The organism is Enterococcus sp. DIV0802b (genome assembly GCF_050543535.1).
Lineage (GTDB): Bacteria > Bacillota > Bacilli > Lactobacillales > Enterococcaceae > Enterococcus_D > Enterococcus_D entomosocium.
Genome location: NZ_CP172941.1, coordinates 633,366 through 658,890, shown reverse-complemented (window position 1 = coordinate 658,890; position 25,525 = coordinate 633,366). Strand labels below are relative to the sequence as shown.

17 protein-coding genes are annotated in these 25,525 nt (G+C 43.7%); 5 read left to right on the top strand and 12 right to left on the bottom strand.

The features are described from left to right. Positions 1 to 147: 147 nt before the first annotated feature. Positions 148 to 1,647, top strand: coding sequence for a helix-turn-helix domain-containing protein (locus IGJ12_RS03025; protein ID WP_429967652.1), 1,500 nt, complete (start codon positions 148 to 150; stop codon positions 1,645 to 1,647). Between the two features lie 74 nt (positions 1,648 to 1,721). On the opposite strand, the gene IGJ12_RS03020 is transcribed toward IGJ12_RS03025, so the two are convergent. The 6 genes from IGJ12_RS03020 to IGJ12_RS02995 form a co-directional block, all read right to left on the bottom strand. Beyond that, entirely contained in the window at positions 1,722 to 5,945 is a 4,224-nt protein-coding gene (locus tag IGJ12_RS03020; RefSeq protein WP_430619336.1) for a WxL domain-containing protein, read from the bottom strand. A gap of 20 nt (positions 5,946 to 5,965) precedes the next feature. Beyond that, positions 5,966 to 7,015, bottom strand: coding sequence for a DUF916 and DUF3324 domain-containing protein (locus IGJ12_RS03015; protein WP_430619335.1), 1,050 nt, complete (start codon positions 7,013 to 7,015; stop codon positions 5,966 to 5,968). Positions 7,016 to 7,240: 225 nt separating this feature from the next. Continuing rightward, a complete protein-coding gene (locus tag IGJ12_RS03010) occupies positions 7,241 to 8,020 on the bottom strand; it encodes a WxL domain-containing protein (protein ID WP_144330666.1) in 780 nt (259 codons plus the stop codon). 173 nt (positions 8,021 to 8,193) lie between these two features. Beyond that, a complete protein-coding gene (locus IGJ12_RS03005) occupies positions 8,194 to 8,544 on the bottom strand; it encodes a cell wall protein (protein WP_252708127.1) in 351 nt (116 codons plus the stop codon). A gap of 52 nt (positions 8,545 to 8,596) precedes the next feature. Continuing rightward, positions 8,597 to 10,051, bottom strand: a complete 1,455-nt coding sequence (locus IGJ12_RS03000; RefSeq protein WP_144330664.1) for a helix-turn-helix domain containing protein — start codon at positions 10,049 to 10,051, stop codon at positions 8,597 to 8,599. Between the two features lie 397 nt (positions 10,052 to 10,448). Beyond that, on the bottom strand, positions 10,449 to 13,133 hold the full coding sequence (locus IGJ12_RS02995; protein WP_430619334.1) for a VWA domain-containing protein: 2,685 nt from the start codon (positions 13,131 to 13,133) through the stop codon (positions 10,449 to 10,451). A gap of 208 nt (positions 13,134 to 13,341) precedes the next feature. Between IGJ12_RS02995 and IGJ12_RS02990 the strand changes: the two genes are divergently transcribed. Then, positions 13,342 to 14,841, top strand: a complete 1,500-nt coding sequence (locus tag IGJ12_RS02990) for a helix-turn-helix domain-containing protein (RefSeq protein ID WP_430619333.1) — start codon at positions 13,342 to 13,344, stop codon at positions 14,839 to 14,841. Positions 14,842 to 14,981: 140 nt separating this feature from the next. On the opposite strand, the gene IGJ12_RS02985 is transcribed toward IGJ12_RS02990, so the two are convergent. From IGJ12_RS02985 to IGJ12_RS02975, 3 genes are all read right to left on the bottom strand, one after another. Continuing rightward, positions 14,982 to 15,545, bottom strand: coding sequence for a hypothetical protein (locus tag IGJ12_RS02985; protein WP_430619332.1), 564 nt, complete (start codon positions 15,543 to 15,545; stop codon positions 14,982 to 14,984). A gap of 144 nt (positions 15,546 to 15,689) precedes the next feature. Further along, positions 15,690 to 16,382, bottom strand: coding sequence for a response regulator (locus tag IGJ12_RS02980; RefSeq protein ID WP_008378031.1), 693 nt, complete (start codon positions 16,380 to 16,382; stop codon positions 15,690 to 15,692). After that, positions 16,379 to 17,908: a Spo0B domain-containing protein gene (locus tag IGJ12_RS02975; protein ID WP_430619331.1), complete on the bottom strand. Its 1,530-nt coding sequence runs from the start codon at positions 17,906 to 17,908 to the stop codon at positions 16,379 to 16,381. The genes IGJ12_RS02980 and IGJ12_RS02975 overlap by 4 nt, the downstream gene beginning before the upstream one ends. 167 nt (positions 17,909 to 18,075) lie before the next feature. Here IGJ12_RS02975 and IGJ12_RS02970 point away from each other — a divergent pair, with 167 nt between their 5' ends. Next, a complete protein-coding gene (locus IGJ12_RS02970; RefSeq protein ID WP_008378026.1) occupies positions 18,076 to 19,404 on the top strand; it encodes a 2-hydroxycarboxylate transporter family protein in 1,329 nt (442 codons plus the stop codon). Positions 19,405 to 19,434: 30 nt separating this feature from the next. Continuing rightward, positions 19,435 to 20,601, top strand: coding sequence for an NAD(P)-dependent malic enzyme (locus IGJ12_RS02965; RefSeq protein WP_087665098.1), 1,167 nt, complete (start codon positions 19,435 to 19,437; stop codon positions 20,599 to 20,601). 203 nt (positions 20,602 to 20,804) lie between these two features. Here IGJ12_RS02965 and IGJ12_RS02960 read toward each other — a convergent pair whose 3' ends face one another. Both IGJ12_RS02960 and IGJ12_RS02955 read right to left on the bottom strand, forming a co-directional pair. Further along, entirely contained in the window at positions 20,805 to 22,283 is a 1,479-nt protein-coding gene (locus IGJ12_RS02960) for a helix-turn-helix domain-containing protein (protein ID WP_430619330.1), read from the bottom strand. Between the two features lie 428 nt (positions 22,284 to 22,711). Further along, complete coding sequence (locus tag IGJ12_RS02955; protein WP_260605115.1) at positions 22,712 to 23,761, bottom strand: zinc-dependent alcohol dehydrogenase; 1,050 nt, start codon at positions 23,759 to 23,761, stop codon at positions 22,712 to 22,714. An 89-nt stretch (positions 23,762 to 23,850) separates the two neighbouring features. Between IGJ12_RS02955 and IGJ12_RS02950 the strand changes: the two genes are divergently transcribed. After that, on the top strand, positions 23,851 to 24,300 hold the full coding sequence (locus tag IGJ12_RS02950) for a MerR family transcriptional regulator (RefSeq protein WP_008378019.1): 450 nt from the start codon (positions 23,851 to 23,853) through the stop codon (positions 24,298 to 24,300). Positions 24,301 to 24,354: 54 nt separating this feature from the next. Here IGJ12_RS02950 and IGJ12_RS02945 read toward each other — a convergent pair whose 3' ends face one another. Beyond that, positions 24,355 to 25,518, bottom strand: a complete 1,164-nt coding sequence (locus IGJ12_RS02945) for a hypothetical protein (protein ID WP_008378017.1) — start codon at positions 25,516 to 25,518, stop codon at positions 24,355 to 24,357. Between the last annotated feature and the right edge of the window lie 7 nt (positions 25,519 to 25,525).

The following is a 25,525-nucleotide window of genomic DNA, read 5'->3' as shown; positions in this document are numbered from 1 at the left end:
AAGTTGAATTGGTGAAATTCTCCTTATACTCTGCGCCCATTTCGATAATTTGAATCTAAAAACCTTTCCCTTGCCTTGCCAGTATCCATATTCCATAATCAGACGTGAGAGACGATCCACCAAACAGACCATATGGGAGTGTTACGAATGAAAAATTTTCAGATGACGTTTATTACTTCTACTACCACCATTCGTTGGTTGAAACTATTGAATCTTTTGGAACGGCATAAGACCCTTTCGAATCGTGAATTATCAAAAGCTGTCCAGAGTTCGCGGCGCACGATCATTTATGATATGGAGGGGCTACGGAGCTACTTTGGAAGTACTTTAATGATCGAATCCACGTCGAATGGCTATTCTCTTCACGAATTACTACCGAAGGAATATCTTGAACGAAAACGAGCGCTCCTTCAGAATGAACCATTATTCGTTATTCTTGAGCATCTGTTTAAGGGAGAATATCGGACAGTTTCCGAATGGGCAGACTATTTTTATCTTTCTGAAAGTTCCCTTTTACGCTATTTAACGCTTTTTGAAAAAGCCCTGAGGCCCTTTCAGTTATCTGTTGATCACAAGAATTTCCGTCTGATCGGATCAGAAGCGGATATTCGCAAATTTTTTCATACCTTTTATTATGAGTCAGACGCTACGCCTCATACGGTACGTCCAACGATCGCTGTGCAAAACATCGTCTTAGATTTTTTTCGAAATATACGCGGCAAAACCAATAATACGGCTTCATTTTGGTATATCAGTTATTGGTTGTATATTGTCCTTGAGCGTACTCAAGCAGGAGAAACTGTCATTGTCTCCGATCAATTAAAAAAGATCGTCTTGGCAGATGAGCTCTTCCAAGAAATCCAGCCCCTCAATCAACGACTCCAAACGGCTTTTTCCTTGTCTTTACCGTCAGAGGAGCTGGTCTACCTTTTCGCTCTACTAGCAAGTAACCGTGGGATAAACAACTATCTCAGGGAAATATCATTTGTTAACCGCTTTGACCATTGGCCTGAGCTAAAAGAACTGACTGCCAATTTTTGCCAGTTTCAGCAAATATCCGATCATGATCAGTCCCGAGATTTTATTTTTCTCCATTCTTTCTTTATAACAGAAAAAATAAAACAGCTGATTTCCCCTACCTATAATCTAAGTATGGAAGAAATTTCCAGTTACGCACAAACGCAATACCCTAAAGAGTATGAGGAAAATACAGAGTTTCTTTTTAGGCAGCCCCTCTTTGAAGCAACCGCTCTGTCAGCAATCAGTGCCCGCTTCACTTTATACTTTGAAGGATTAAAAGAAAAATACTGGGGCAATCCACGCCGAATCGCTTTTCTTTTAGAGGGGGATGCGCATATTTGTCTTCACATCAATGCTTTTGCCGTAAAATATTTTGGTCGATATCATATTTTGCAATTTCCTGATTCCAGTGAGTTTTCTTTAGATTATGTTGAACGAAACAAGATTGATCTAGTCGTGACGAATTACGCAGAGTATTTGGAAGAGTATATTTTAGATGTTGAATGCCTCCTGATAAAATCGATCCCAGATGCAGATGATTGGAACAATTTCTTGAAAATCATCAACCCAAAAATCATCCATAATTTTGCGTTGCGAAACATCGAAAAAAGCACCTTTTATAAGTGAAAAGACGTGTGCGGCACTTGAACGCCGCACACGTCTTTTCCATTCGTTTCTTATTGCCGACTAGTATTCTTTCTTCACTCTGGCACACTACTTAACGACCATTCAATCGTTGCACGGTACCATCCCAACTTGGGATTTGCACCAGCAGGCACTTCCAAGGCGACACTGGTGGCTGCCGTCTCTTGATCACCAAAACGATAGACCCATGTTCCCGTACTCTGACTGTCGCCAGTTAGTAGAGGCTGCGCTTCACCTGGCGTCAAAGTTACACTATCATTCACCGTGGAAAGCTCTGGCATACTGGTATTGGAATTTGCTGAGGTCGTCATAAGCCGTTGATTGGCTAAGCTGATTTGAGCACCGATCAAGGGCTCATTGTCTTCATTTTGGAAGCCCTGCGAATCAAGAGTCGCCGATAAACGCCAACTCGTCTCTTCTGCATCGTTACGCTGATCCGTGATTTGCACATAATTCGGACGTTCCTTAGTTTCGGTTGCCCCTTCGGCAAGATTCATATGCTGAGGCAGTGCGTGATACGTTCCTTTGGCACTGCGGATCGGCACCTGACCAAATCGGAACTGGGAAACAAAATCAAGACTGAGCAACCCTTGGTTCTCAGGAATGACCGACGGATTTTCTGGATTCACTTCTACATCCGGTTCTAATGGATCAACCGGTGGCAGTGGTCCAGTCTGGGCGATTCGCAGGGTAGTTGCAGCGGGAAACACAGCGTCCCGAAAAACAACTTCTGAGGCTGGATTCTGATTGCCGTGTTCGTCATTCGTTGTCGGCGGATTGATCACTCCAGCTTCTTTTGCCGAACCAGCAGAATCTTTCAGAAAGACTTGGATCTCATCCCCCGCTTTTAACTGCCGATCACTTACATCAATCGTAAATGTTCCATCTTCATCGATAACCACCGCCTCTGTATCAAACCAGGCACCATTATGTGCAGCACTTAGCTCAACCTCTTTGTCTTCCGTGTGGCCATGGATCTCAGTTGTTTCTTCAAGAAGTACGTAGGAAGCAAAAGCTGCGGGCGTTGGCGGCAAAATAGGGAAAACCTGCACAGACTCGGTCCGTATTTGATGTTGGGCACCTTCTGTCAGTTCGCCGCTGGTTAATTCGACAGCGACGACTCGGACGATGGTTCCTGCTTCCAAAGGAGCCTCAAGAGGAATCTCAAAAATCCCTACTTGCGGCTCTTCTCCATAGATACTGATCCCCGGTGTTTCTTCTGTATGTCCGACGGTTTTCGCAGTGACTTCTTCCGTCTCACCATCTGCTGTTTCAATTTCAACGGTCACTTTCGCTTCATCATCCCAAGCAGGGCGAGTGCCATCAAAACCAACAGGCAAGCTGACTCGCCCATGAATTTTTTTGTCCGCATTCGTCGGCACCCGTAACTCATCGACGATCGCCCAACGCGCATTGTTTGAACTTACGCGAGAGTACGCTGTCAGTCCCTGATTGCCAAAGGTCTCCGTATTCAATATCTCTGGTTTATTCGTCAAACCTAACGTGCCAAAATCAGCTCCTGAAAAAGCAAAATCGAGGGTTGGGAAATTTAGATCGGGATCTCCTAAGAGATTTGACCCGTTTTTCCAAACAGCTAAGTCACTATTCGTCGCTGTTAAAGTTGAAAGATTAGAAACACTAAAGATGTTTCCTCCATCAAGTCGCTCATTACGAAAATCAAAAAAGACTGGATCGTTCAAGAAGACAGATAGTTTACCTGAACGAAACACGCCACCATTCGGGGAACTTGTCCGCCCTTCCACTTGGAAATATCCTTGTTCAACGTAGATCGTTGAATTGAAGTAGGTATGCATGTCAATCCCTGGACCACTATCTGCTACACACATAAATTTACTATCGACACCTACGATTGAAAAATTATTCTCTGTCCCGTTATCATGGATGCCTCTCGCATAAAAAATTCCTTGATTTCCTCCAGCGACATTCCCATCATGCGCGCTGCCGTTTCCCGGATTATAAAGGTCAACGATGCCGCCTTCTGTGATCTCAAAAGAATTTCCTCCACTAGGAATTCGGATCAAGGGTGCGCTCCCCCCTATTTTACGAACTTTTACTATTCCACCATCCGTTACATGAAAGGTCACCAAACCAAAGTATAAAAATCGAATCACTGCATGGTCCCCGTCAGCCTCATGGCTGCTAGCTATTAATTGTCCATTGCTTTGAACTTTAAAAGTAAAGTTCAGACTAGTGATATTGATCGCACTAGCAGTGATGCTTTCGACCTCTAAGACTGCTGATTCACTCAAAGTAAGAGCCCCAGCTTCTGCCGCATTCGACGGTGTCGATAAAACAAAGGATGCTGCTCCTTCTGCCGCTGCAATCTCACTGAAAATCCGTACATGTGTCTCTTCGCCACTAATGGTGACGTCGGCATTTTTTCCGTTGACCCGTAAAGCATTCGCATTTTCGGCGGTCAAGCGTACTTTTGAGCCGTTCTGGATCGTCAACTTAGGATTCTCACCAGTCAGAAATACGCCGCGCCTTCTTTGTGTCGTTTCAATCTGCAATAAGGCAGCATCCCCCACAACCATTGTTGGATCCGCCCCCTTCATAAATAGTGCAATATTTTGTTCCTCCGACATTGCTGTGGCTGCTCCCTGACTTTCTGCAATGAGCGTACCACCATCAAAAAGATAAAAATTGCTGTTGTCTCCTACTAGTTCGATCGCATTGGCATCTGCCGCCGTCTCATTGTTCACCCGTACTTGTGTTTCATCTCCTGCGATCGTAGCAGAAGGAAAGAAACCATTTAAGAGGATGGCGCTCGCATTCATTGTGTTTATCGTTACGTTTGCACCAGATTGGATCGTCAATTCTGGCTGCTCTCCAGTCAGAACAAGCCCGCGTTTTCTTTCTGTAACCTCGATTGAAAAAACTGAATTCTCTGCTGCAATAAAGCGAGGATTTCTCCCAGACAGAATAACGGCATTATTATTACCATTGGTCGGAGCAGCAGTCGTTCCTGGACTGCGAATAGTTAAACGAGCACCATGATTGAGTTCCATTTGACCATTATCGCCACGTAAATCGATTGTATTCGCATCCCCTAGTCGCGTAGTAATGCTCACTTGCGCACCCTCATCGATCAACAACCTAGGATCTTGAATATCTGGTGCTGTATAAAAAATCCACATATTCGGCTTATTAATAATCACTTGCGCTTGATTTCCTACCTCCACTTCTTTCAGATTGAACAAGGTATCGGAAGCCATCGTCATTGCTTCGAAGCGATTGATCCCACCAGTAAAGTGAACCTTCGCTTCTCGTGCTAAAATAAAAGGTGACCGATTCTCCGAGGCTTCTTCTACTTCCTCTAGTTCAACGACCCAGTTTTTACTCAACGCATTGGTGGTCTGGATCAAAGCGGTATTGCCTGTTTTTTGGTATGTGAGATTTTCGATACGAAAAATCGTTTCTTCGTTAACGGTTAATAATTGAAAATAAGCACTATTGTTATTGAGGGTCAATGCATGACCATTTCCTTGAATCATTATCGGACGATCGATGGTCATTATGCTGGAAGTAGATTGGACAAGGTCCGCTTGTAAGGAAAGAATGGATACGGCTGGATCTTGTAAAGCACTAATAAACTCCGCTATGGTCGTTACGTAAGCTGTGCCACCATCAAAGGCGCTTGGTACGATCTCACTAGCCGCCTGTACCGCTGACTCCTCCTGCGGACGCTCAATGTCTGCTACTTTTTCAGCAGGATCACTATCCGTTTCTTGCGATTCTAAGGACTCATTTTCCAAGTCTTTCGGTGTTTCCTCAGTGTCTGTCTCTGCAGCAGCTATTTCAACGATCGCTTCGCTCCCTGCACTGGCTATAACAAAACTTCCAGGAAGTTCGGCAACGATCAAAACAGAAAATGTCTGCCGTGCTTGACTTGCTTTGATCTGCCAGCCTTGATCGCTTTGTTTTACTGCTGTTTGTCCGGGAGCCAATGCATCAGTCATCAGCTTGACTTCTGCTGGTAATTCTAGGAAGATTTCTGCCACGGCTTGGTCGCTGACCAAATCGATCGTAAGCGGTTGACCTACCGTACCAGCAAATTTAGGCTCTTTGAACTGCACCGTCCCTTCAGGCTCAGATGTTCCTGTGGCAAACTCCCCCAGAACTCCCTCATCCGCTAGCGGTTGTGCGAGGTATGGCGGCTCGGTTTCAGCAAAAACAACGATGAGGGGGACACTCATCAAGCGTAATCCCATAAAAACAAGCAGCAAGCGAATCCAATATTTCAAGTTTTGCTTTTTCATTCCATGCTCTCCTTTACTTCTTACGTATCCATGGTCGGCTTTTTGTTCTTCCATAACAGCCAAACGATTATTCCAATAAGGAAGATCACTAGTCCTAATGCGCTGATCAACCACCAGTTTTGCCCCTCTTCAATGGTGACATCCTCACGATTCAACTGTCGTGCTGTGTCTGCTTCCACAGTAAACGGATATTCCCATGTCCACTCCTCACCTTCAGCTCGAGCTGTTAAGCTCATTACATATTCTCCGCTGTAAAAACGATCCCCCTGTAATGAAACGGGAAAATGAAAATGTGAATTTGGCGCCATTTGCATCCCTTCACGCTGCGCCTCATATAAGACTTCTTCCTGATCCGCTCGTCGAACAGTTGCCTCTACCTCTAGTCGATTGACAAAACGCGGCAACGGATTTTGTAGCGTTGCCCGAAACGCATTGCGATAATTGACTTGACCGGCAAACACATCCAATAACGCAAGCTCTGGTTCAATAATAGACGCTTCATTGCGGACAACAACGCCTAGGATATAAGCAAACCGGTTTTGGATCGCAACACCTTCTTCCTCTGATCCAGTCGCTTCTGCGATGACCTCTCGAATACGTAAACCGCCGACTAGACTACCAGTAAAGGCTTCTTCAGGCATATGTATGGGTAACTCGATCGTCTTTTTTTCCTTAGCTGACAAAATAATCTCTCCAGGTGATTCGATTAGATCAGCTATCGAATAAGGCAAAGTCGGATCAGGTTCTGCGGCATCTTTGCCATATTCCACGACGCCATTTCCGTTAGTGAACGCCGTATGTGCGGAAACTTCGATCGTGATTTCCTTTTCCGCGCGATTTTGAATCGTAATCCCCAGAACATCATCGGTCCCTGGTGCTAGTTCTAGATCAAAATAGCCACTATTCCCATCTGGCAATTGGCTTTTCGGCAAATTGGGGACCACATGAAATGGCAATTCTGATTGTGTTTCTGCCCAACCTGTCATCGGCAATCCAACGAGTACCATCACCAGTAAAACAAAACCAGCTACTAGCCTATTCTTGATTGATCTCTTGCTTTGTGTCTTCATAATGAATCATTCCTTTCAAAATAGGCAGGAACAACTCGTCTCCTGCCTATTCCCTATATCCCTTGCCCACTTCCCAATTCGTTTTTCCTATCCGCAATACGCTGATCATTCGCTATCGCGCTTACTGGTAAAATGATTCGTCAAAACCATGTGCCTTTATTCATGATTCTGAGCCAAGCTAAAAGACTGGCTTCTTTGCTTGTGTTCTTCCAAAAAACTTATCCCTTAATTCCCAGGAGTGGCACTTAAATGCCAAGTCAGAGTAGCCGTATAAGCGGTTGCTTGCGGATTCGCTCCTGTCGGTATATGGAGCCAAATCGCTTCATTGAGAATATCCTCTTCCCCAGCTGCATGCTGTTGATTTAGCAGGGTTTGATTGCCCCATTGAACCGTTGAAAGTCCCGCCCCTTGGCCAGGAGCCGCAGACATCAAGGTGTTGCCTTCCGTTCCAACATCGATGGTTTGATGGTTAAATTGATCGCTAGGTGCCGTTGGGAAAGTCGCCGGATCTAATGCATTCGAACGAATCTGTGGATTTTGAAATTCGATATAAGCCCCACGTAATACATGATTCGAAGTGGCATCTGTACTTGTAAATTGATCCAAATCGACATTTAACGTCCAGCCGTTGTGTCCACCACGGGTATCCAATACTTGAGCAAAAGAGACATATGGCGCGGTTCCTGACCCATCAGACAGTCGTTCCAGCTCCGCAAACATTGCGGATTTTCCAGGGCCTGTGCTGATCACTTGGGTTCCAAAATCGAAGCGCTTTGGCACATGCACCAAAGTGAACGGACCGGTTACCTCTGGATCGATCGGATCAATTTCTACCTCTGGCTCTTTTTCAGGTAACTCAACATCAATCTCTTCCTCCTCCCCAGGGATGAAATCTACTTCATTTTCGGTATTTCCTTCCAGGATGGGGGTTGCTGCTGCGGTCACTCCCCCAGATAACACAGCGATACTCATGACACCGATTGTTGCTAAATAAATACGTTTCATAAAAAATTACTCCTTTTACTATTATTATTCGCAGAAAGAATCTACGATGATTACTATTGATTGATGCATAAGCCTTTTTTCGCTAGAACTGGTTGCCAGTTGGCTTACTAATCCTCTCACTTCTTCAAAAACCACAACTGTCTTTTCCTAAAACAAGCGTGCGACCGTATTGCCTAAAGGTCATTTTTCTCGTTAGCTGATCTTCGTGCGCATCGTTTCAAGTAAGCGACCACACTCAAGAGGACGAGCAGCCGACCTATCCAGCGAATAAGCAGTTGTTGGTGACTGTTCGTTTGCGGAAAACGATCATTTTTTGCGTGACCAGATGAATCATCTTCAGGTACTGTCCATTCACCTGTCGGCGGTTTTGGCTCTGGCTTTGCAGGTTCCTGACCACCAACAAAACGGATGACCCCTTCTGTTCTAGCGGTGGACACTTCTTTGGCTTCTACGAAATCAGCGACTAGCAGACAACTTAAAACCAACATCGCTACAATGAAATACCTCAATTTATGAAGCGCCATGTATTCCCCCTCATTTTCCTTTCTCCCCTTTTTCTCTTTCAAAAAACATACTTCAGACACAGACGAAGTCCTCCAATCCTTCATTTAAGATGGAGACAACCATTTTAATCGCTTCTTTATACCCAATGTATTTAGGCAAAAAAAATACCTGCGGTTGCTTTTCTATGGAGTAATCAAATGGAATGATATTGGTGATCAAAATATCACAGTCAAGCTGGTTGATCTGTTCCGATGTTAATTGTTCTTCATAGAGCACAGCCATTCGACCACTAAAATGATGTTCAAAAATACTATAGACCCATTCATCGATCACATAATTATTGGCAAGCAACACCACGATTTTTTGTGAAACCCGGATCAATTGATTGCCAAAAAGATAGAGGACGAAGGAACAACAAAAGTCCCTCAAAAATTGATTTTTGAAACATTGCGGAATCTCATTCACTTCCATAAACCTAATCAAAGGCTCATAAAGATCAAAAGGCAAAGAAAACACAAATTGATTCGTACTATCCGGATTTTTTAGGTAGATAGGTGCTAAGCCAACCTTTGCATATTGCCGGACTAAAAAATCTTCCACGACCTGTTGAATTCCACAAGGCTCGTCAAGGTAAGTATTGTGCTGTTCAAAAAAAGCAACAAAGAGTTCAACGAATCGCTTACTCGTTTTTGAAAAGGTATTGAGAGGAATCCTCGTTTTCCCTCGAAGCGCCCACTGCGCATAAAGCATTAAGTAAATAAAGCACGCTTCCTGAACGAGCCGTTTTTTCGCAATGGGTTGGAGACTGCTGCTTTCTTGAAGTGTTTCACTGATCGTCAAAAAAAGCGGATCTTGCTGGATCAATGCTAGGATCTCAGGATCAAATATCAAGGTTCCAAAAGTGGCACGCTGAACAGACAAACGAATAATATTGATGACCTTTTTTCTTGAAACGATCCCCACGTTTTGCTCAATTCTTCTTAAAAGCGTTTCTTGAAGCTGATGTTCAATGACCGGCAACTCAAAATAGTGCGTTTCGCAATAAAAATCCCAGAAGAACTTTCGCTGATTGATCTCTTCTCCCATCAGCCCAATCGGTGCTTTGGTTACCACCAAACTGTATTCATCAAGAATCAGCTGTAATTTTTTTATGAGTCGATTTGCCGTTGATTCTGAAATATGCATGGCTCGAATCCAAGCTAAAAAAGGAAACGTTTGTCCCGCATAAAAAGCTTGTACTAATAAAATAAGTGGTTCTCGCTCATAGAAGGAGCGTCGTTTTTTATAGTATTCACCATGATCATTGATTACCAACTTCATCCCGTGATGGGTCCCTTCAAGAGAGATCGCATCACCAAAAAATGTGCGTAGTGCTTTTAAGTCCGTTAAGATCGTCCGCCGAGAAATACTCGCTTTTTCTGAGAGCTGTTTGACACTCAAAATCTGTTCGTTTTCCATGTACGCCAATAGTATAAGGCTTCTTCGATTCACTGAGTTCGTTACCAATTGGAATGTAAGACTGTTCACGGGCGTAATCTCCTTTAGCAAATTTCCTATAAATTTTCCATCAAATCGTAGGTCCCTCCTTTAGTGCTGCCTTCGAATCGTTGCAATGTTTCTTGTTTGATTCTAACAAAATTACCACCTATTTTTTATCCAGCATTTGCACACGAGGGTGCAAAAATATTGACTTTCCGCAAAGAATCATTTGTTCTGCGGGCTCTCAACGGTAAATATTAGGTGTTATTTTAAATAGTTCAGACACGTTTTTGTTTATTGTTTCTCTTTTATAAATTGCTAGCTGTACTCACCCATAAGCCGCAGCTTTTTTAGTAACAGCGCCGATTTCAACTGCCTAAAGCACAAAAAAACAGCTAGACACTTGTCTAGCTGACTTTATAGAATTATAAGTTAGAGCTAACTCCTATTTCTTTTTCAGTACGCTTGTAAACACACCGCCTACCATGATTGCGCCTAGAATCACCCGCCATGCAGCCCGTTGCTCATTCGTTTGAGGAAGAGCCTTTGCTTTTTCTTGACTGGAAGATTTCGTGGTTTCGCTACTAGCACTTGTTTCAGTAGACTGGCTCTCATGGGGATTTACTAGCGTGGCACCGTCATGGTTTGTGGTCGTTGTACTTGGTTCTGCTATACTTGGCTCGGTCGTACTTGGTTCTGTGGTACTTGGTTCCGTGATACTTGGCTCTGTGGTACTTGGCTCCGTCGTACTCGGTTCTGTGGTACTTGGTTCCGTGGTACTCGGCTCCGTCGTACTTGGTTCCGTTGTACTTGGTTCCGTTGTGCTTGGTTCGGTTGCGCTTGGTTCTGTGGTACTTGGCTCCGTTGTACTTGGTTCTGTTGTGCTTGGTTCCGTGGTACTTGGCTCCGTCGTACTCGGTTCTGTTGTGCTTGGTTCCGTGGTACTTGGCTCCGTTGTACTTGGTTCCGTTGTGCTTGGTTCGGTAATGCTTGGTTCTGTGGTACTTGGTTCCGTTGTGCTTGGTTCTGTTGTGCTCGGTTCTGTTGTGCTTGGTTCCGTGGTACTCGGCTCCGTTGTACTTGGTTCCGTTGTACTTGGTTCGGTAATGCTTGGTTCTGTGGTACTTGGCTCCGTTGTACTTGGCTCCGTCGTACTTGGTTCCGTTGTACTTGGTTCCGTTGTACTTGGTTCGGTAATGCTTGGTTCGGTTGTGCTTGGTTCTGTGGTACTTGGCTCCGTTGTGCTTGGTTCCGTTGTACTTGGTTCGGTAATGCTTGGCTCCGTTGTGCTCGGTTCGGTTGTGCTTGGTTCCGTGGTACTTGGCTCGGTTGTACTTGGCTCCGTCGTACTTGGTTCCGTTGTACTTGGCTCCGTTGTACTTGGTTCGGTTTCTTTTTTTGTATTGGTGATTACAAGGGTATCTCCCTCAGTCGTCACACTGCTTTCGAAGCCGTCGGGGATATTGACTTCTTCAACCTGATACACGAAGTCTTCCCCTTGATTGTTGTATTTTGGTAAGTCTGCCATTTGACCAGCAACGGGTATCTTTGTTAATGATGCTTGAAAATCATTGGCTTTTTCAAGGGTCAAACGGTCTGACTGCTGCCAACTGTCTGCTGCCGTAGTGGTGGTTCTTTTGATTTGATAATCGATTTGGTCTGGAATCTCAGCTGCTGAGACATTGACCCACTTTTTGAGAACAGCAAGGGAAACATTGGGTGCCTTGATGGAAGGTATCGGAAAATCCAACGCTTCATCATCGCTTGCTGGTGTTAAGGTCGTACGGCCATTGCACAACACCCACGCCTCTCCTTTAAAATCTGGGGCTTCCGTATTCAAGCGAACTTGGTAGGTCAAGGTCAATTTTTCATTTTCACCTAAGGCTATCCCACTGACGGTAATAGTCTGATCCTTTTCAGAAACGGTTACTCCAGTTGCAACTTCCGGCGCTTCGACCCACTCTCCTTGCGCATTTTTGCGCCATCCGACTAACTGATACTGATCAGCATCAAAATTACCTGCCCCTTGCAAAAGAATGCCCTCTCCCATCGGATCTGTAATCGTCCCGTCAGGGATGGTTTTATCGATATGATTGGCGATTTCTGTCAATGCTGAACCCAATCCGCTCAGGTTTTCATCCGTTGTTAAGTAATTGCTCGGTGCAGACGCCAGATTGCGCCCAATGTATTCCCCTCGTGCGGAAGGCGCCGTTGCTACCGAATAATAGGTAAAACCAGATTTTTTAAGCGCGACGATCGTGCCAAGGGTCTCGTCTGTCACCACAGTGTTGCTAACAGGAATGGCTTGCAAATCTGATGGATTTTTACTTGTCGTATGGTAAGCAGTGGCTGACGTTTGAAATTCTTCAACATAGCTTTCCGTGTGATAACCGTTATAGTCACTGATTGCGCCGGTATTTTGATAAACCGCTGCATCATCTACTGGCAAATAACTACGATTGGCACTGTCGTCACCGATATGAATAAACAGCTTTTCCGCTTCTGGACGACTTTCTTCCAGTAACAGTTGTTGTCCAGCCAATAAGCCTTTTTGCATAAAAGTTCCAGAATGGGATTCGGCCGTCTCACGCAGAAATTGTTCCAAGTAGGCGATATCGGTAGAAAAACCGTTGGTAGTGTAAACTTCTCGATTGTAGGCAACGATCCCGATCCGAATGGAGCCATTCGCTAGCGAATCAGCTAATTCATTTCCAAACTGTTGCAGCCCCAACAAGGCGTTGGTTAATTTTTCTCCAGTCATGGAGGATGAGTAATCAATCACCATGACCAGATCAACAGGGGTACTGGTCTGGTTGCCTTTGATAGCTAACGTTACATCAAATAGTCCTTGACCCGCAGCTTCTTTGACACTCTTTTTCAGATAAGCTTCATCTGCATAATTGACATAGTTCTCTTCATCAAAAGCAACCCCCGGCGCCTGTCCATACTTGTAGTTGTACGTATCTCCTTGCGCCGTTCCATTTGTCAAATACTGTCCGGTCGCATCAGTTTGATAGTCAAAATCATACGTGGTGGTTTCACTGTATACAGTCAGACTGCCCATGAGAACCCCCATCAACAACAGGAAAAAAATCCCTGCATGCTTTTGCCAACCTCTTTTGTGTTTCATCACTTTCGCTCCTTTATTTCCGCACTGCTTTCCTCAGCAGATCCATGAATGCTGAGGAAAGCGAGTCTTTGTCAGAAAACAGTATAGAAGGTTTTGCTGCGAAAAGGAGACAAAAAATTGCTGATTTCATTTACAAAAAAATCACGTTTTTTGTGCTATCATAAGAGAATCGAGTACATAGAGAAACCTTTAGAACGGAGCTTGAATTATGGAACGGTTTTATCCATTTTTTGGACACACTCTCAAGAGAGATATCGACCTGTTGCGGTTTTTGTATCTTCAAAAACGTTTTGTTCCCATTGAAGAGATCAGTCAAGCGTTGGCTTTGGATCGCCGCTCCATCCAAAAAAGCTTCGACACTTTAAGCAAACGCTCGCTTTCCTTACAAGACGATCCCTCACCGCTTTTGGTTGCCAAACACGGCTTTGGGTTATCCTTCATTGGGACTAAGCGAGACTACAAGCGATTGAGTCGGCAGTTTCTGGAAGCGAATCCCTTTTTTTATTTACTGGAAACCCTTTTGCTGCAAAATGAGATCAATTTGATCCAATTCGCCGCTGACCATTACTTCTCCGAATCAACCGTTCGTAAACGAATCTATGCGTTGCAAAAACTGCTTGCTCCATTGGGATTTCAGCTGCAAAAGCAAAAAGGGACGGTTCGACTCGTAGGCAGCGAAGCCCGTATCCGCTACTTTATGATGGTCTTCTTTTGGCGAACATTTGCCGGTCTGCATTGGCCCTTTACTGGTCTTTCCCAGAAAAAATGTGAAACCATCGCACAAGACTTCTACCAAAACAATCAGATTCCCTTTAACCCGATCGAATTGAAAATGACCACATACATTTTGGCTGTCACTATTTTGCGGTTTCGCAAAGGACAACGGATTTCAGCAGAAGCAGTAGCGATCGAAGCCCCTTTGATTGGGGAAGATCTTTCCCTATTTCAATCCCTGATTGATGAAGAGACCGCCATCTACAACCATTTATCGTCAGAACTAGCGGAACACTTCTTTCTTGATGAGAATGAACGCCGCTTTTGTTTTCTATGGCTAGCATCGAATCTCGATCGAACGTTTGCCGATGCGCAACTGGACGCTGCGTTTTCCCCAAAAAAACCAACGACGAGCATCCAAAAACTTCTCTGGTCGATGACCGCGTTCGCACCAAAATCCGAGTTGACCCGCACTTGCAAAAGTAGGATCGTGAATACCCTCTTGAATGGGCTTTTGACTGTCGAATTGTTTGGACCGGTCGACCATACATTAGCCGGCTATAATACTGCACAGTTTTTAACAGAACATTTTCCTGATTTGCAAAAGCAAGCCGAAAAGCTAGTGACAAAAACTTCGTTATACCAAAAAGAGCCGCTGAAACAAAGCGGATTTTCTCTTCATGTCGCTATGGCGTGGACGCTGATTTTACCGCCAGCTACTTTTCAGCAGAAAATCAAGATCAAACTGGAAACAGACTTGCCGCTGGCGATTTCGCTGACCATCAGAGAACTGATCAAAGCGCCCTTTCAAGGGTTCTACAACCTTGATATTCGTGATCAGTTTGTCGACGACGACTACGATCTCTGTCTAAGCACCACTCCATTGTCTGAAACCTATGAAAAAGCACCGGTCCTATTGATCAATGCACAAGTCACCCTTCCTGATTTGTTAGCAATTCATCAGGCGATTGAAGTATTCCAATCGCAAAAATAATGATTGCTCTGCTCAAATCACTCCAACAAAACGAGACGACGAAGTAATGAAAGTAGGTACTTCGTCGTCTCGTTTTGTTTCATTCATTCAATACAGTATTACTTTTATACAACCAATAGTTAAATCTGTTGCTAGTTCCTTTAACGAAAAGGAACACTCGAGTGTTGCAACTGGATTCGAACGTTGCCGTCTTCATCCAATATATACCCAAATGTATATTCGACCTTTACCTCTTCTCCGGTCTCACCGGATGTAAAATAATAGTTTCCTGAAGAAAGTGCTGTATCACCATTTAGAATCGTATCGTGATTGTCAAAGCGTACATTTGTCCACGGCTCTAAAGCAAACCCGCTGTCTTCTTCAATATCACCACCAACGAAATAAGACAAAGCTTCTTCCTTTGTTGAGCGGAAAGGAATTTCAGCAGCTTTCGTTGGTTTAAAAAGGACTGTTCCTTCATCAAATGCATACAACGTATCAAGGGTTTCTTTAGCTTGTTCTTCTGCAGCTTCCTCACTCTGCGTACTTGCTTCCCCAATAGCTACGATGCTCTCAGCCCAAGCTTCTTGTGCTTCTTCGATTGCAGCGAGAGTGATCGTTGGCACTTCAACCGTATCTGCTTGTGCTGTGTCGTCTTCATTTTGAGCCCCACACCCTGTTAAAGTAACTAAGATTATTGGTAAAATCAGTGTTTTTTTATTCATTTTATTCCTCCTTCTTTATCAATCAGTCTAATAAAGAATAGGTTTAATTGAAATAATAATCATAAAATCTTAACAAAAATAGAAAAATACTCGTATTTTGATTATTAAATGCATTTATCGCAGCTGATAATGAGAGCTCATTTTTCAATCCGTTGTCTGCTTTTCTGCATATGTCAAAAAATACTGTTTATACGGACGCCCAATTTTTGTATACACATTTTCACTGCGAATGGCTTTGGTCTTTTCTAAGTGGGCGACATACTTTCTTACCGATACATGGGACAATGCGCAAGCTTGCGCCAATTCTTGGACTGTAAATGGCTGTTTGATGGTACGAATCGTTTCTTGGATCAGCTGAAGCGTGTCTTCTGTCAACCCTTTTTCTAGTTCGATCCACGGACTTTTTTGGTTTCCCTGCAGCAGCAGATCGATTTGTTGCTGAGCGATCCGTGGATGTTTGAGGCTTTCCCGTCGTTGCTGAAATACTTGGATACTTTGGGCAAATCGTTCGAAGGAAAACGGCTTGATCAAATAATCCAACATCCCCAAATGTAGGCTTTGGCTGATCAATCGTGTTTCATCGGCAGCCGTGATCATGATCACATCCACAGCCTGTTGTTGTTCCCGTAATGTTTGCAACAGCTCCAAGCCATTGCCATCTTTCAAATGGATATCCAACAAGAGCAGCTCAATGGTTTCTTTTTGCAGCATTTCTTGTGCTTCTTCCACTGTTTCCACCGAAAAAATTCGCTCAAAAACCGCTAAACGTTCTAAATAGCTGCGATGAATAAATTGAACCATCGGATCGTCTTCAACAATCAAAATATTGGCTTTCATAGCTGCTCCTTCCGATAATCATTCGTGATCGTCACTTCCAAAACACCTTGCGCTTCCTGAAAAGTAATCGTCCCATTGACTTCATGCAGTAATTGCTGAAAATAGCCTACTTGTTGTAAAGTCACTTGTTCCGCTGGTGTCAACATTTCTTCCGCTAGCTGCCAACTCGTTTGCAACTGATTTTCTTGGTACTCGATTTTCATAAATATCTCTTGAGTCAAATGCTTTTGCAGCAAAAGATGATGTATATATTGATAAAGGTTTAATAAGACTTTGGTTTCATGTGCAACGGCCCCTTGAGGAATCTCTGGAAAAATTTCTAACAACAGCTGGCATTTCTTTTCTAAAAATTTTTGCCGCTCGCCAATCAAAAACCCTGCCAACAAAGGGTTTTTAATAAGAATCGCTAGCCGATGAGCAAATTCTTTCTCTGGTTTCAAAATATCATCCAAATAGATCGTCAACTCTTCATAGGCTTCTAAATCCACCAAACCATAGATGACATGCAGCTTGTTCATAAATTCGTGGGCTTGACTTTGCAGTGCCGTCGCATAGGCTGTCGTATTTGCCAACTGATCCGCAATAAATAAAGACTCTGTCGCATTTCTTAGAAAAATAATATGCCCTATCTGCTGATTTCTCACGATGATCGGCGCCGATGAAAAGACATAGTCCTGCCCTTCTTGCTGTACTAACCGCTCTTGCTTCTTGTCAAAATCGACGTGCTGCAAAGCAGGCAAGATCGTTAGCAGGGATTGGCCAACCAAGCCATCTTCTGATGCAGTAGCAAGCGGCAATGCCGTGGCAGCTCGATTTGCCAGCAAGATATTCTTCGCTAAGTCTAAGACAAAAACAACATCCTTGGTTTCTTCCAGCATACTATTGCGTTCTTCTAACAAACGTGAGATTTCTTGCGGTTCCAGATTATGCAGTTGTCGTTTCAAATAAAATGCCACGAATAATGCAATCCCCCCGCCTAATAGCAAACTGATGAACAATGCTTTCCGATAGCCTTTTTGCGATAGTAAGATTAGCGATTGCAGTGAAGTCATTTTAATCCCTAATGCCACGACGCCAAGTTGTTCTCCATCTTCTTTCACTGGAACGAACCCACGTAAGGACTGTCCTAAGGTGCCGTTGCCAATGGAGAGAGACTCCTTGCCTTCAATTGCCGGTGTTTCATCGCCACCTGTAAAAGGTTGACCAATCTTTTCAGGGTCTGGGTGCGTGATCCGAATAGCGTCTTGATCCATCAAAACAATAAAATCCAACCCATAATTTTTTGCTAATTCATTGGTATATGATTGCAACTGGGGACTGGCTTTCTTTTCCCGCAGTGCTTGCTTGACCTCCGCTTCTGATGCTAACTGACGACCGATCGATAGCAGCAGCGTTTCTTCATCCCGGTGCATTTGCTCTTTTTGTTCCATCATCATCAGTACATAAAATAATGTTAGAACGATACATAAGGTACTGGTAAAAATTCCTACTAACAGCACCCACAGCCGAACTGGCCGCTCTCGCATAGTCGTTCCTCCTCAATTGCTAATAAGCGTTCATTACACGCTCATTTTAACATAGGAATCTTTTTCCGAAGGTCTTTTTTTAAGTTGTATTTAATTAAATTAGTTAAATAATCTTCTTTGTTTGTGAGCGCTTCCTTATACTGGAAACATCCAAAGGAGGTATTTGAATGAAACAAGTCGTCGCAAAACAACCCGTTGTTGAAAAAAAGCAAACCAAAGCAAAGTGGTGGTCTTTCTATGTTGGTTCCGTTCCTTTGCCCGTCTATCTGGTAATGTCTGCCATTATCTTGATCACTGCTTTTCTACAGCAACTGCCTGTCAATATGTTGGGAGGGTTCGCCGTTATCCTAAGTTTAGGCTGGTTATTAGGAACGATTGGTGCCAACATCCCCATCATCAAGAATTTTGGTGGTCCCGCTATTTTTTCTTTGTTGATTCCGTCAATCCTGGTCTTTTTTAATCTCATCAATCAAAACGTATTGGAATCAACTAATATCTTAATGAAGCAAGCAAACTTCCTTTATTTCTATATCGCCTGTCTGGTTTGCGGCAGCATTTTAGGTATGAATCGCAAAATCTTAGTCCAAGGGTTGATGCGAATGATCATTCCTATGATGTTAGGCATGGTCTTAGCGATGGGCGTAGGTACCCTTGTCGGTGTACTGTTAGGGCTAGATTGGAAACACACTTTGTTCTTTATTGTGACTCCTGTTTTAGCCGGCGGTATTGGAGAAGGAATCTTACCGCTTTCCTTAGGCTATAGTGCCATCACTGGTTTAGGTAGCGAGCAATTGGTCGGTCAGTTGATTCCAGCCACTATCATCGGCAACTTTTTCGCGATCGTTTGTACTGGCTTGTTGACTCGCTTAGGGGAACAAAAACCGCAGCTTTCAGGAAAAGGCCAACTCGTCAAAATGAGTGATGGGGATGATTTGAAAGATGCGTTGGTTGAAGATCAATCACCGATCGACGTCAAATTGATGGGTGCCGGTGTGCTGACCGCTTGTACGCTCTTTATTCTCGGCGGTTTGCTGGAACACGTCACTGGGTTTCCTGGACCTGTTCTCATGATCGTAGCAGCCGCTTTCTTGAAATACTTGAATGTCGTACCAAAAGAAACACAAAAAGGATCAAAACAGCTTTACAAATTCATCTCTGGTAACTTTACATTTCCACTCATGGCAGGATTAGGACTGCTTTATATTCCTTTGAAAGATGTCGTCGGTATGCTGACCTGGCAATACTTTTTAGTCGTTATTAGCGTCGTTTTCACTGTGATTGCCACGGGATTTATCGTTTCTCGCTTTATGAACATGTACCCTATCGAAGCAGCCATCGTTTCTGCTTGTCAAAGCGGAATGGGTGGAACCGGCGATGTCGCGATCTTAAGTACCGCCGACCGCATGAATTTGATGCCATTTGCCCAAGTAGCTACACGTTTGGGTGGCGCGATCACGGTTATCTCAATGACCGCACTTTTACGACTATTATTTTAATTGTTTGAAATCGGAAGGGAGAAATCAAGAATGTCAACGATGAATGTCAAAGAAGCAGCTATGAAACAAGCCGAGGAAAATGGGGGCAAATTAGCCGTCGTTTCTAAAGTCACTATTGATTCAAAAGAAGATTTAAGTATCGCCTACACCCCAGGAGTCGCAGCTGTTTCATCAGCAATTGCTGAAAACGAAGAACTCGCCTACACCTTGACCACCAAGAAAAATACTGTCGCCGTGATCAGCGATGGCTCAGCGGTGTTAGGTTTGGGCAATATCGGTGCCAAAGCAGCTATGCCGGTCATGGAAGGCAAAGCGGCCTTGTTCCAGCGCTTTGCCGGAATCGATTCGATTCCGATCGTCCTAGATACGCAAGACACCGAAGAAATCATTCAAACGATCAAAGCGATCGCACCAACCTTTGGTGGGATCAACCTAGAAGATATCAGCGCCCCTCGCTGCTTTGAGATCGAACGACGCTTGATTGAAGAATTACCGATCCCCGTGTTCCACGATGACCAGCACGGAACTGCCATCGTGGTATTAGCCGCTTTGATCAATAGCCTGAAGCTGATCGAAAAATCCTTTGAAGAGGTCAAAATCGTGATCAACGGCGGTGGTTCTGCTGGCCTTGCCATTACCCGAAAATTTTTGGCTGCTGGCATCAGACACATCACTGTTGTCGACAAAGCAGGGATCATTTCAGAAACGAACCATGAACTTGCGCCCCATCACGCAGAAATTGCCAAAGTCACCAATCGTCAACATCTAACAGGAACACTAGAAGATGCCCTCAAAGGAGCAGATGTCTTCGTAGGCGTTTCAGCTCCCGGTGTGCTGCACCCTGAGTGGATCAAAACGATGGCAGAAAAACCAGTGATTTTTGCTATGGCGAATCCAACGCCAGAGATTTTCCCTGATGAAGCACTGGCAGCTGGCGCCTTTATCGTCGGTACTGGTCGCAGTGATTTCCCTAACCAGATCAATAATGTCTTGGCCTTTCCGGGAATCTTCCGAGGCGCATTAGACGCTCGAGCAAGAGACATCACGATCGAGATGCAGATCGCAGCAGCACAAGGGATCGCTAGTTTGATCCCCGAATCAGCTTTGACTCCAACCACTATCATTCCAGATGCGTTTCAGCCTGATGTCGCTAAAGTCGTGGCAGAAAGCGTGAAGAATGCGGGGAAAAAAGATTAAATAGATTGGTATCATTAGTGACTGCAGCGCTAGTTGTTTGATACCAATAAAATGAAAAATAGCTACAAAAATGTACCGACTATGAAAACTAGTCGGTACATTTTTGTGTCGGATTTTACAGATAATCGAAAGTTTCCTCCCAGAAGACAGTCCGAAAAAATCCTCCCTAACTTCCCATTCACTATTGCTTCACTTGGTTCACTTCACAGAGGGCACTCTTTAGTTTGAGGATACAATCGACAAATCACACGCTCCCAATCTTTCTTCGTTGGTATGCTACTTAACAAGGTATAATCATCCGTCAAACCATAATCCAGGATATAGGGACGATAATTTGTGACGATCAAAACCTTCTGGTCCGCTTTTAATCGTTCTTCTGTTAATTCGTGCAATGAAAGAAAAATGACTTGATACTTGTTTGCAAAGAGCCGAATTGCTTGTAGTCGAATCATTTGAACGACCATTGAGTCCCCTTCTATAAGAAACAAAATATTTTTTTTCGGCTGATAATAGTCGCGCAGTAAATCACTTACCGTTGTAAAACTGATAGCAATATCTTCCATAAATTCTGTCGCAAAAGCTAACTCTTCTTTGTACTTTTCCAAAAATGCTTTATTTTTGTAGTAAGACTCTCGATGGTATGTTTTTATTGAGGCGACTTCTTCAGCTTGTCGCTTGTTCAAAGATGGACAAATCACTTCATTAAGTTTTCTAGACACCAGAAAGGAGGTTAGATAATCTTCTAGCAGTGACTGATCCCAGCCCTTAAATTCGGCACCAGCAAAATACGCTTTTACGATCGGCTTCACTTCTGGCCAGAAATTAAATCGAGCTAGAAAAGTTTTTTCTCGATCGTATTGATTGATTGTCCGCGTACATATAATCATGTAGTGAAGCCAAGCAAGTTCTTCTTTGGGTAAAGATACCCCATACTCTTTGAAAATGACTTCTTTCAGAATCTCTAGCAATTTAAAATCATTTTCTTGATAGACAAGCTCTTTTGCCCAGTCAGGAATCGAAACATAGTGCTCCTTTTGCGCCCGTACAATCGTTATATACAGCAGTGAATAAAAAGCCGAGATCGTCAAGCCAGTCCCTACTTCATATTTTCCCAATTTATCAGAAAGTCCCTTTAGAATTACATGATGCAGGCCTTCTGGTGGTCTGATCGTATAGGGGGTGGGCTCACCTACATAGTAAAAATCAAAAAAGAATTTACGAATATTTGCTTCATCGCCTACCAAAGTAACCGGTGTGAAACTTAGAGAAAGTCCATACTCTTTTAAGGCTGGTTGCACACGTGCAATAAACCTTCGTAATGTTGTTTCCGCATAATTGTATCGATAAGCCAATTCATTCAGATCAACTACTTCTCCATAAAAAATGTTCCCAATGATTTCAAATAAAACTTCCTGATTTAATAGCTGCTCTTTTTTTTCTTTAAAGAGAACACGATTTCGTTCTTCGAAATGAAATCCGCTATTACCTGATACCAATTCAATACATTCGCCAAAATGCTCTTTGATCAAGCGTAGGTCTTTCACCAATGTCCGCTGAGAAATAGCCAATCGCTCAGAAAGAATCCCAACTTTAAAAACTTGTTCTCGTTCAATAATCGTTAATATCTGCATCCAACGCTTTGTACTCGGACTTGTAATAAAAGACATCTGAAGTTCCCTCATGCCATTTCTTCACTCATTTCCTTTTCTGACTTGGCTCTATTCATTCTACCATACAACAGAAACCCCTTTCTTCGCTACGTCAAATGAACTTCTTTCTAAAAACATAAGATGTGGCACGAAACATCCATTGTCAGAAAAGTTCGCTTTCGCTTTTTTGAACTTGCTGCGGGCTTTCTTTCAATCCATAGCAAGGCAAGCACCATTCTTTTCCTGGATCAAATGATAGCACTGCGACACGCGACAAATAAGAAAAGTGCTGACACCCATGTATACACACAACCTTTTGCCTGTGCGCAACAGATTTTCTATTGCAGATTCAAATAAAAAAGCTTAACACCTCGTAGATGTTAAGCAGAATCAGCTATCATTCTATGTTTGTTCAATACTCGGTGCCCGATTTTCATTTGGCATTCTTCTCTGGATCGGATTTAAAACCTCATAACCGCTTTGACCAACGGATCATCTTCTAACGTTTGGCGTTCTAGCGCCTCTTGCAGTTTTTCCAATGGGTATTCATCCGTGATATATTTTGTGGGATCGATCATGCCACTAGCAATCAAATCGATCGTTTCTTCAAACTCTTGGCGGGTGCATGAAACGCTGCCGATGAGCTTGATTTCTTGCAAGACCAACCGATTTAATGAAAAAGGAATTTCGGGAGCAACGGAATTTCCGATCGCCACGATCGTTGCGCCAGGACGAGCAGCCTCAATGCATGTCGCTAAGGAACTGCTGGAACCGACCGCTTCAAAAATCAAATCGAACCCACCAGCAGACGCGTCTTTCAATACTTCCCCGCGGTTTGAATCCTTAGCGTCAAAGTAATCGTCAAAGATTCCCAATTCCTTGGCTTTCTCAATTTTTGTATCGTTGATTTTGGACATGGCCACATAAGAAGCCCCAGCTTTTTTTGCCAATTCGCCAATCAATTGCCCGATGATCCCACTTCCAGAAACCAAGACTTTGTCATTTAACTTAATATTGGATTTACGGATGGCATGATAGGCAACCATCAAGGGATCAATCAAGCTAGCTGCTGTATCTGAAACTGTATCTGGCAATTTATAAGCATTGGACGCTTTTCCGACAAACCGTTCGGCATAGGCGCCATTGCAGACAAAGCCGATATAATTGGTGCCGTTTACTTCCCGACACAAATGCTCTTGCCCTTTTTGGCACATCTCACATTTTCCACAATAAAGATTTGCCCAAAAAGCGACGCGATCGCCGATTTTAAAGGAACTATCGCCTGCATCCGTCACGACACCGCAAAACTCGTGACCCATGATAAAATCGGACTCCCCTGTTTTGCCCCAACCTTTCCCTGCTTGCCACATATGCACGTCACTGCCGCAGACGCCGCAAGCTGAAACTTGGATCTCGATCAGTCCTTCTTCCACTTTCGGCACAGGTACTTGTTTGACCTCGATCGTTTCTGGTCCTTTTAATACAGCAGCTTTCATGTTTTTTTCTGTCATCTCTGTTTCCTCCTCATTGCTTTTTCCTTTGCTTACTGTCATACTAACATTAAAGTTAACTTTAAAGTCAACGTTAAGGAGTGAAAAAAATGACCTATACGATATCCCAAGTTGCGAAAGCCTTAAATATCCCCACGTCAACCATCCGCTATTACGACAAAGAAGGCCTTTTGCCGACGTTAGCGCGCAAAGAATCTGGCTACCGTTTATTTTCAGATACCGAAATTGAGATGCTGGAATTGATCGAATGTCTGAAGGAAACAGGCATGACCATTAAAGAGATCAAAGATTATGCACAATTGACACGCCTTGGTGATGACTCGCTGCAAGAACGCCATAAAATGTTTCTTGAACAAAAAAAAGCGCTGCAAGCGCAGATAGACGCTTTGCAGCAATCAATGGCGTTGATCGACCATAAGTGCTGGTATTATGAATCAGCGATCGCAGCCGGTACAGAACAAATCCATTTCCCAATCAAAATGTCGTTGAGAAACAAAGAAAAGTTTCAAGCGATCACCGCCCAAAGCGAAGATCGCTAACGTTATGTAACGTTCACAGTACTATCTGCCTGCTTCTAGTGATCCGAAGCAAACCTATTCTTGGTACTTTTCAAATACTTGCTTGTCTGCTAGTGAATAGACTTGTTCATACAAATAATCAAAGAGAGTATTCATGTTCTCTTTCGTATCGCTCACTTCATCAAGGATCTCTTTTGCCGTACGATGGGCGATATTCAAGCGCATTTCGGCGTTGTAGATCATCCGTTCTGCTTCAACCTGCGCTTCTTCAAGTGTCCGGTCTGCTTTCTTTCTAGCAAACAGCAAGATCTCTCGCATCTCCGCTTGAAACTGCTGATTTTCTTTTTGTAACTCTTGGTTTTCTTTTTGCAGCTCATTGACCGCTTTGCGAAGCGCAGCGGCTTCTTCTTCCTGAGGGCCTCGATCCTGCTCCTCCAGCTGTGCTTCTTTTTCAGCGAGTTGGTTCGCCAAATTTGTGATGACCTCTTCTTTTTGGAGCAGCAGCTGTTTTTGTTCTTGGGCTTTGCTTTCATACCATTGTTTTTCTCTTGCCCAATCCAAGCGTTCAAAAATCGCTTTTTCTTTCACTTGCTGGATATCCGACTGTGAGCGATGCAAGGTTTCTGCATGGAGCCGCTTTTCAAGTTCTGTGATTCTCGTTCGTGCCAACACTAACTCTTGATGGGTTTGTTCAAAGCTCATATCTGCTGGTGAGACAGGCGCCAGCTCCATCTGCTCCTCGTTCGCTTCCGCGGTAAACGCTTCAAAAGAGCGTTTTTCTTGATAGCTAGGCAAGGGCGCATTGACAGTTTCATTACGCTTTTTGGTGCTTTTACGCTTTCTCTTCCCTTTACTGCTTACTGGATGTGGCATGCCAGTTTCTGAGGACCAGGGTTGCATCGAGTGCTTAGGCGATCCTTCTGGCTCCAATCGTTCCTCTAGTTCCGCTTGTACTGAAGGAGACGGTGCCGGCGCCTGTCCACTTCGTTGCCCTTGTTTTTTGCCTTTTTGGGGTTTACTACTGGTACCCGTCATTTCTTGATCATTGCTAGTAGCTTTCTTTTTTGCGGTATCGGCGAAGGCTTCTTTCGCCGGTCCATTGGCAACAGCTGTCTCAGCGGTTCTGTTTTCTTTCTCATACGTTTCTTCAAATCCTTTTAATTCTTTCAATGACACTTGGTTCATTTCGTCGAATAGCGTCTGAGCAGAAAACCACCCACGTCCCTTCTTCTTACTCATCCCTTGA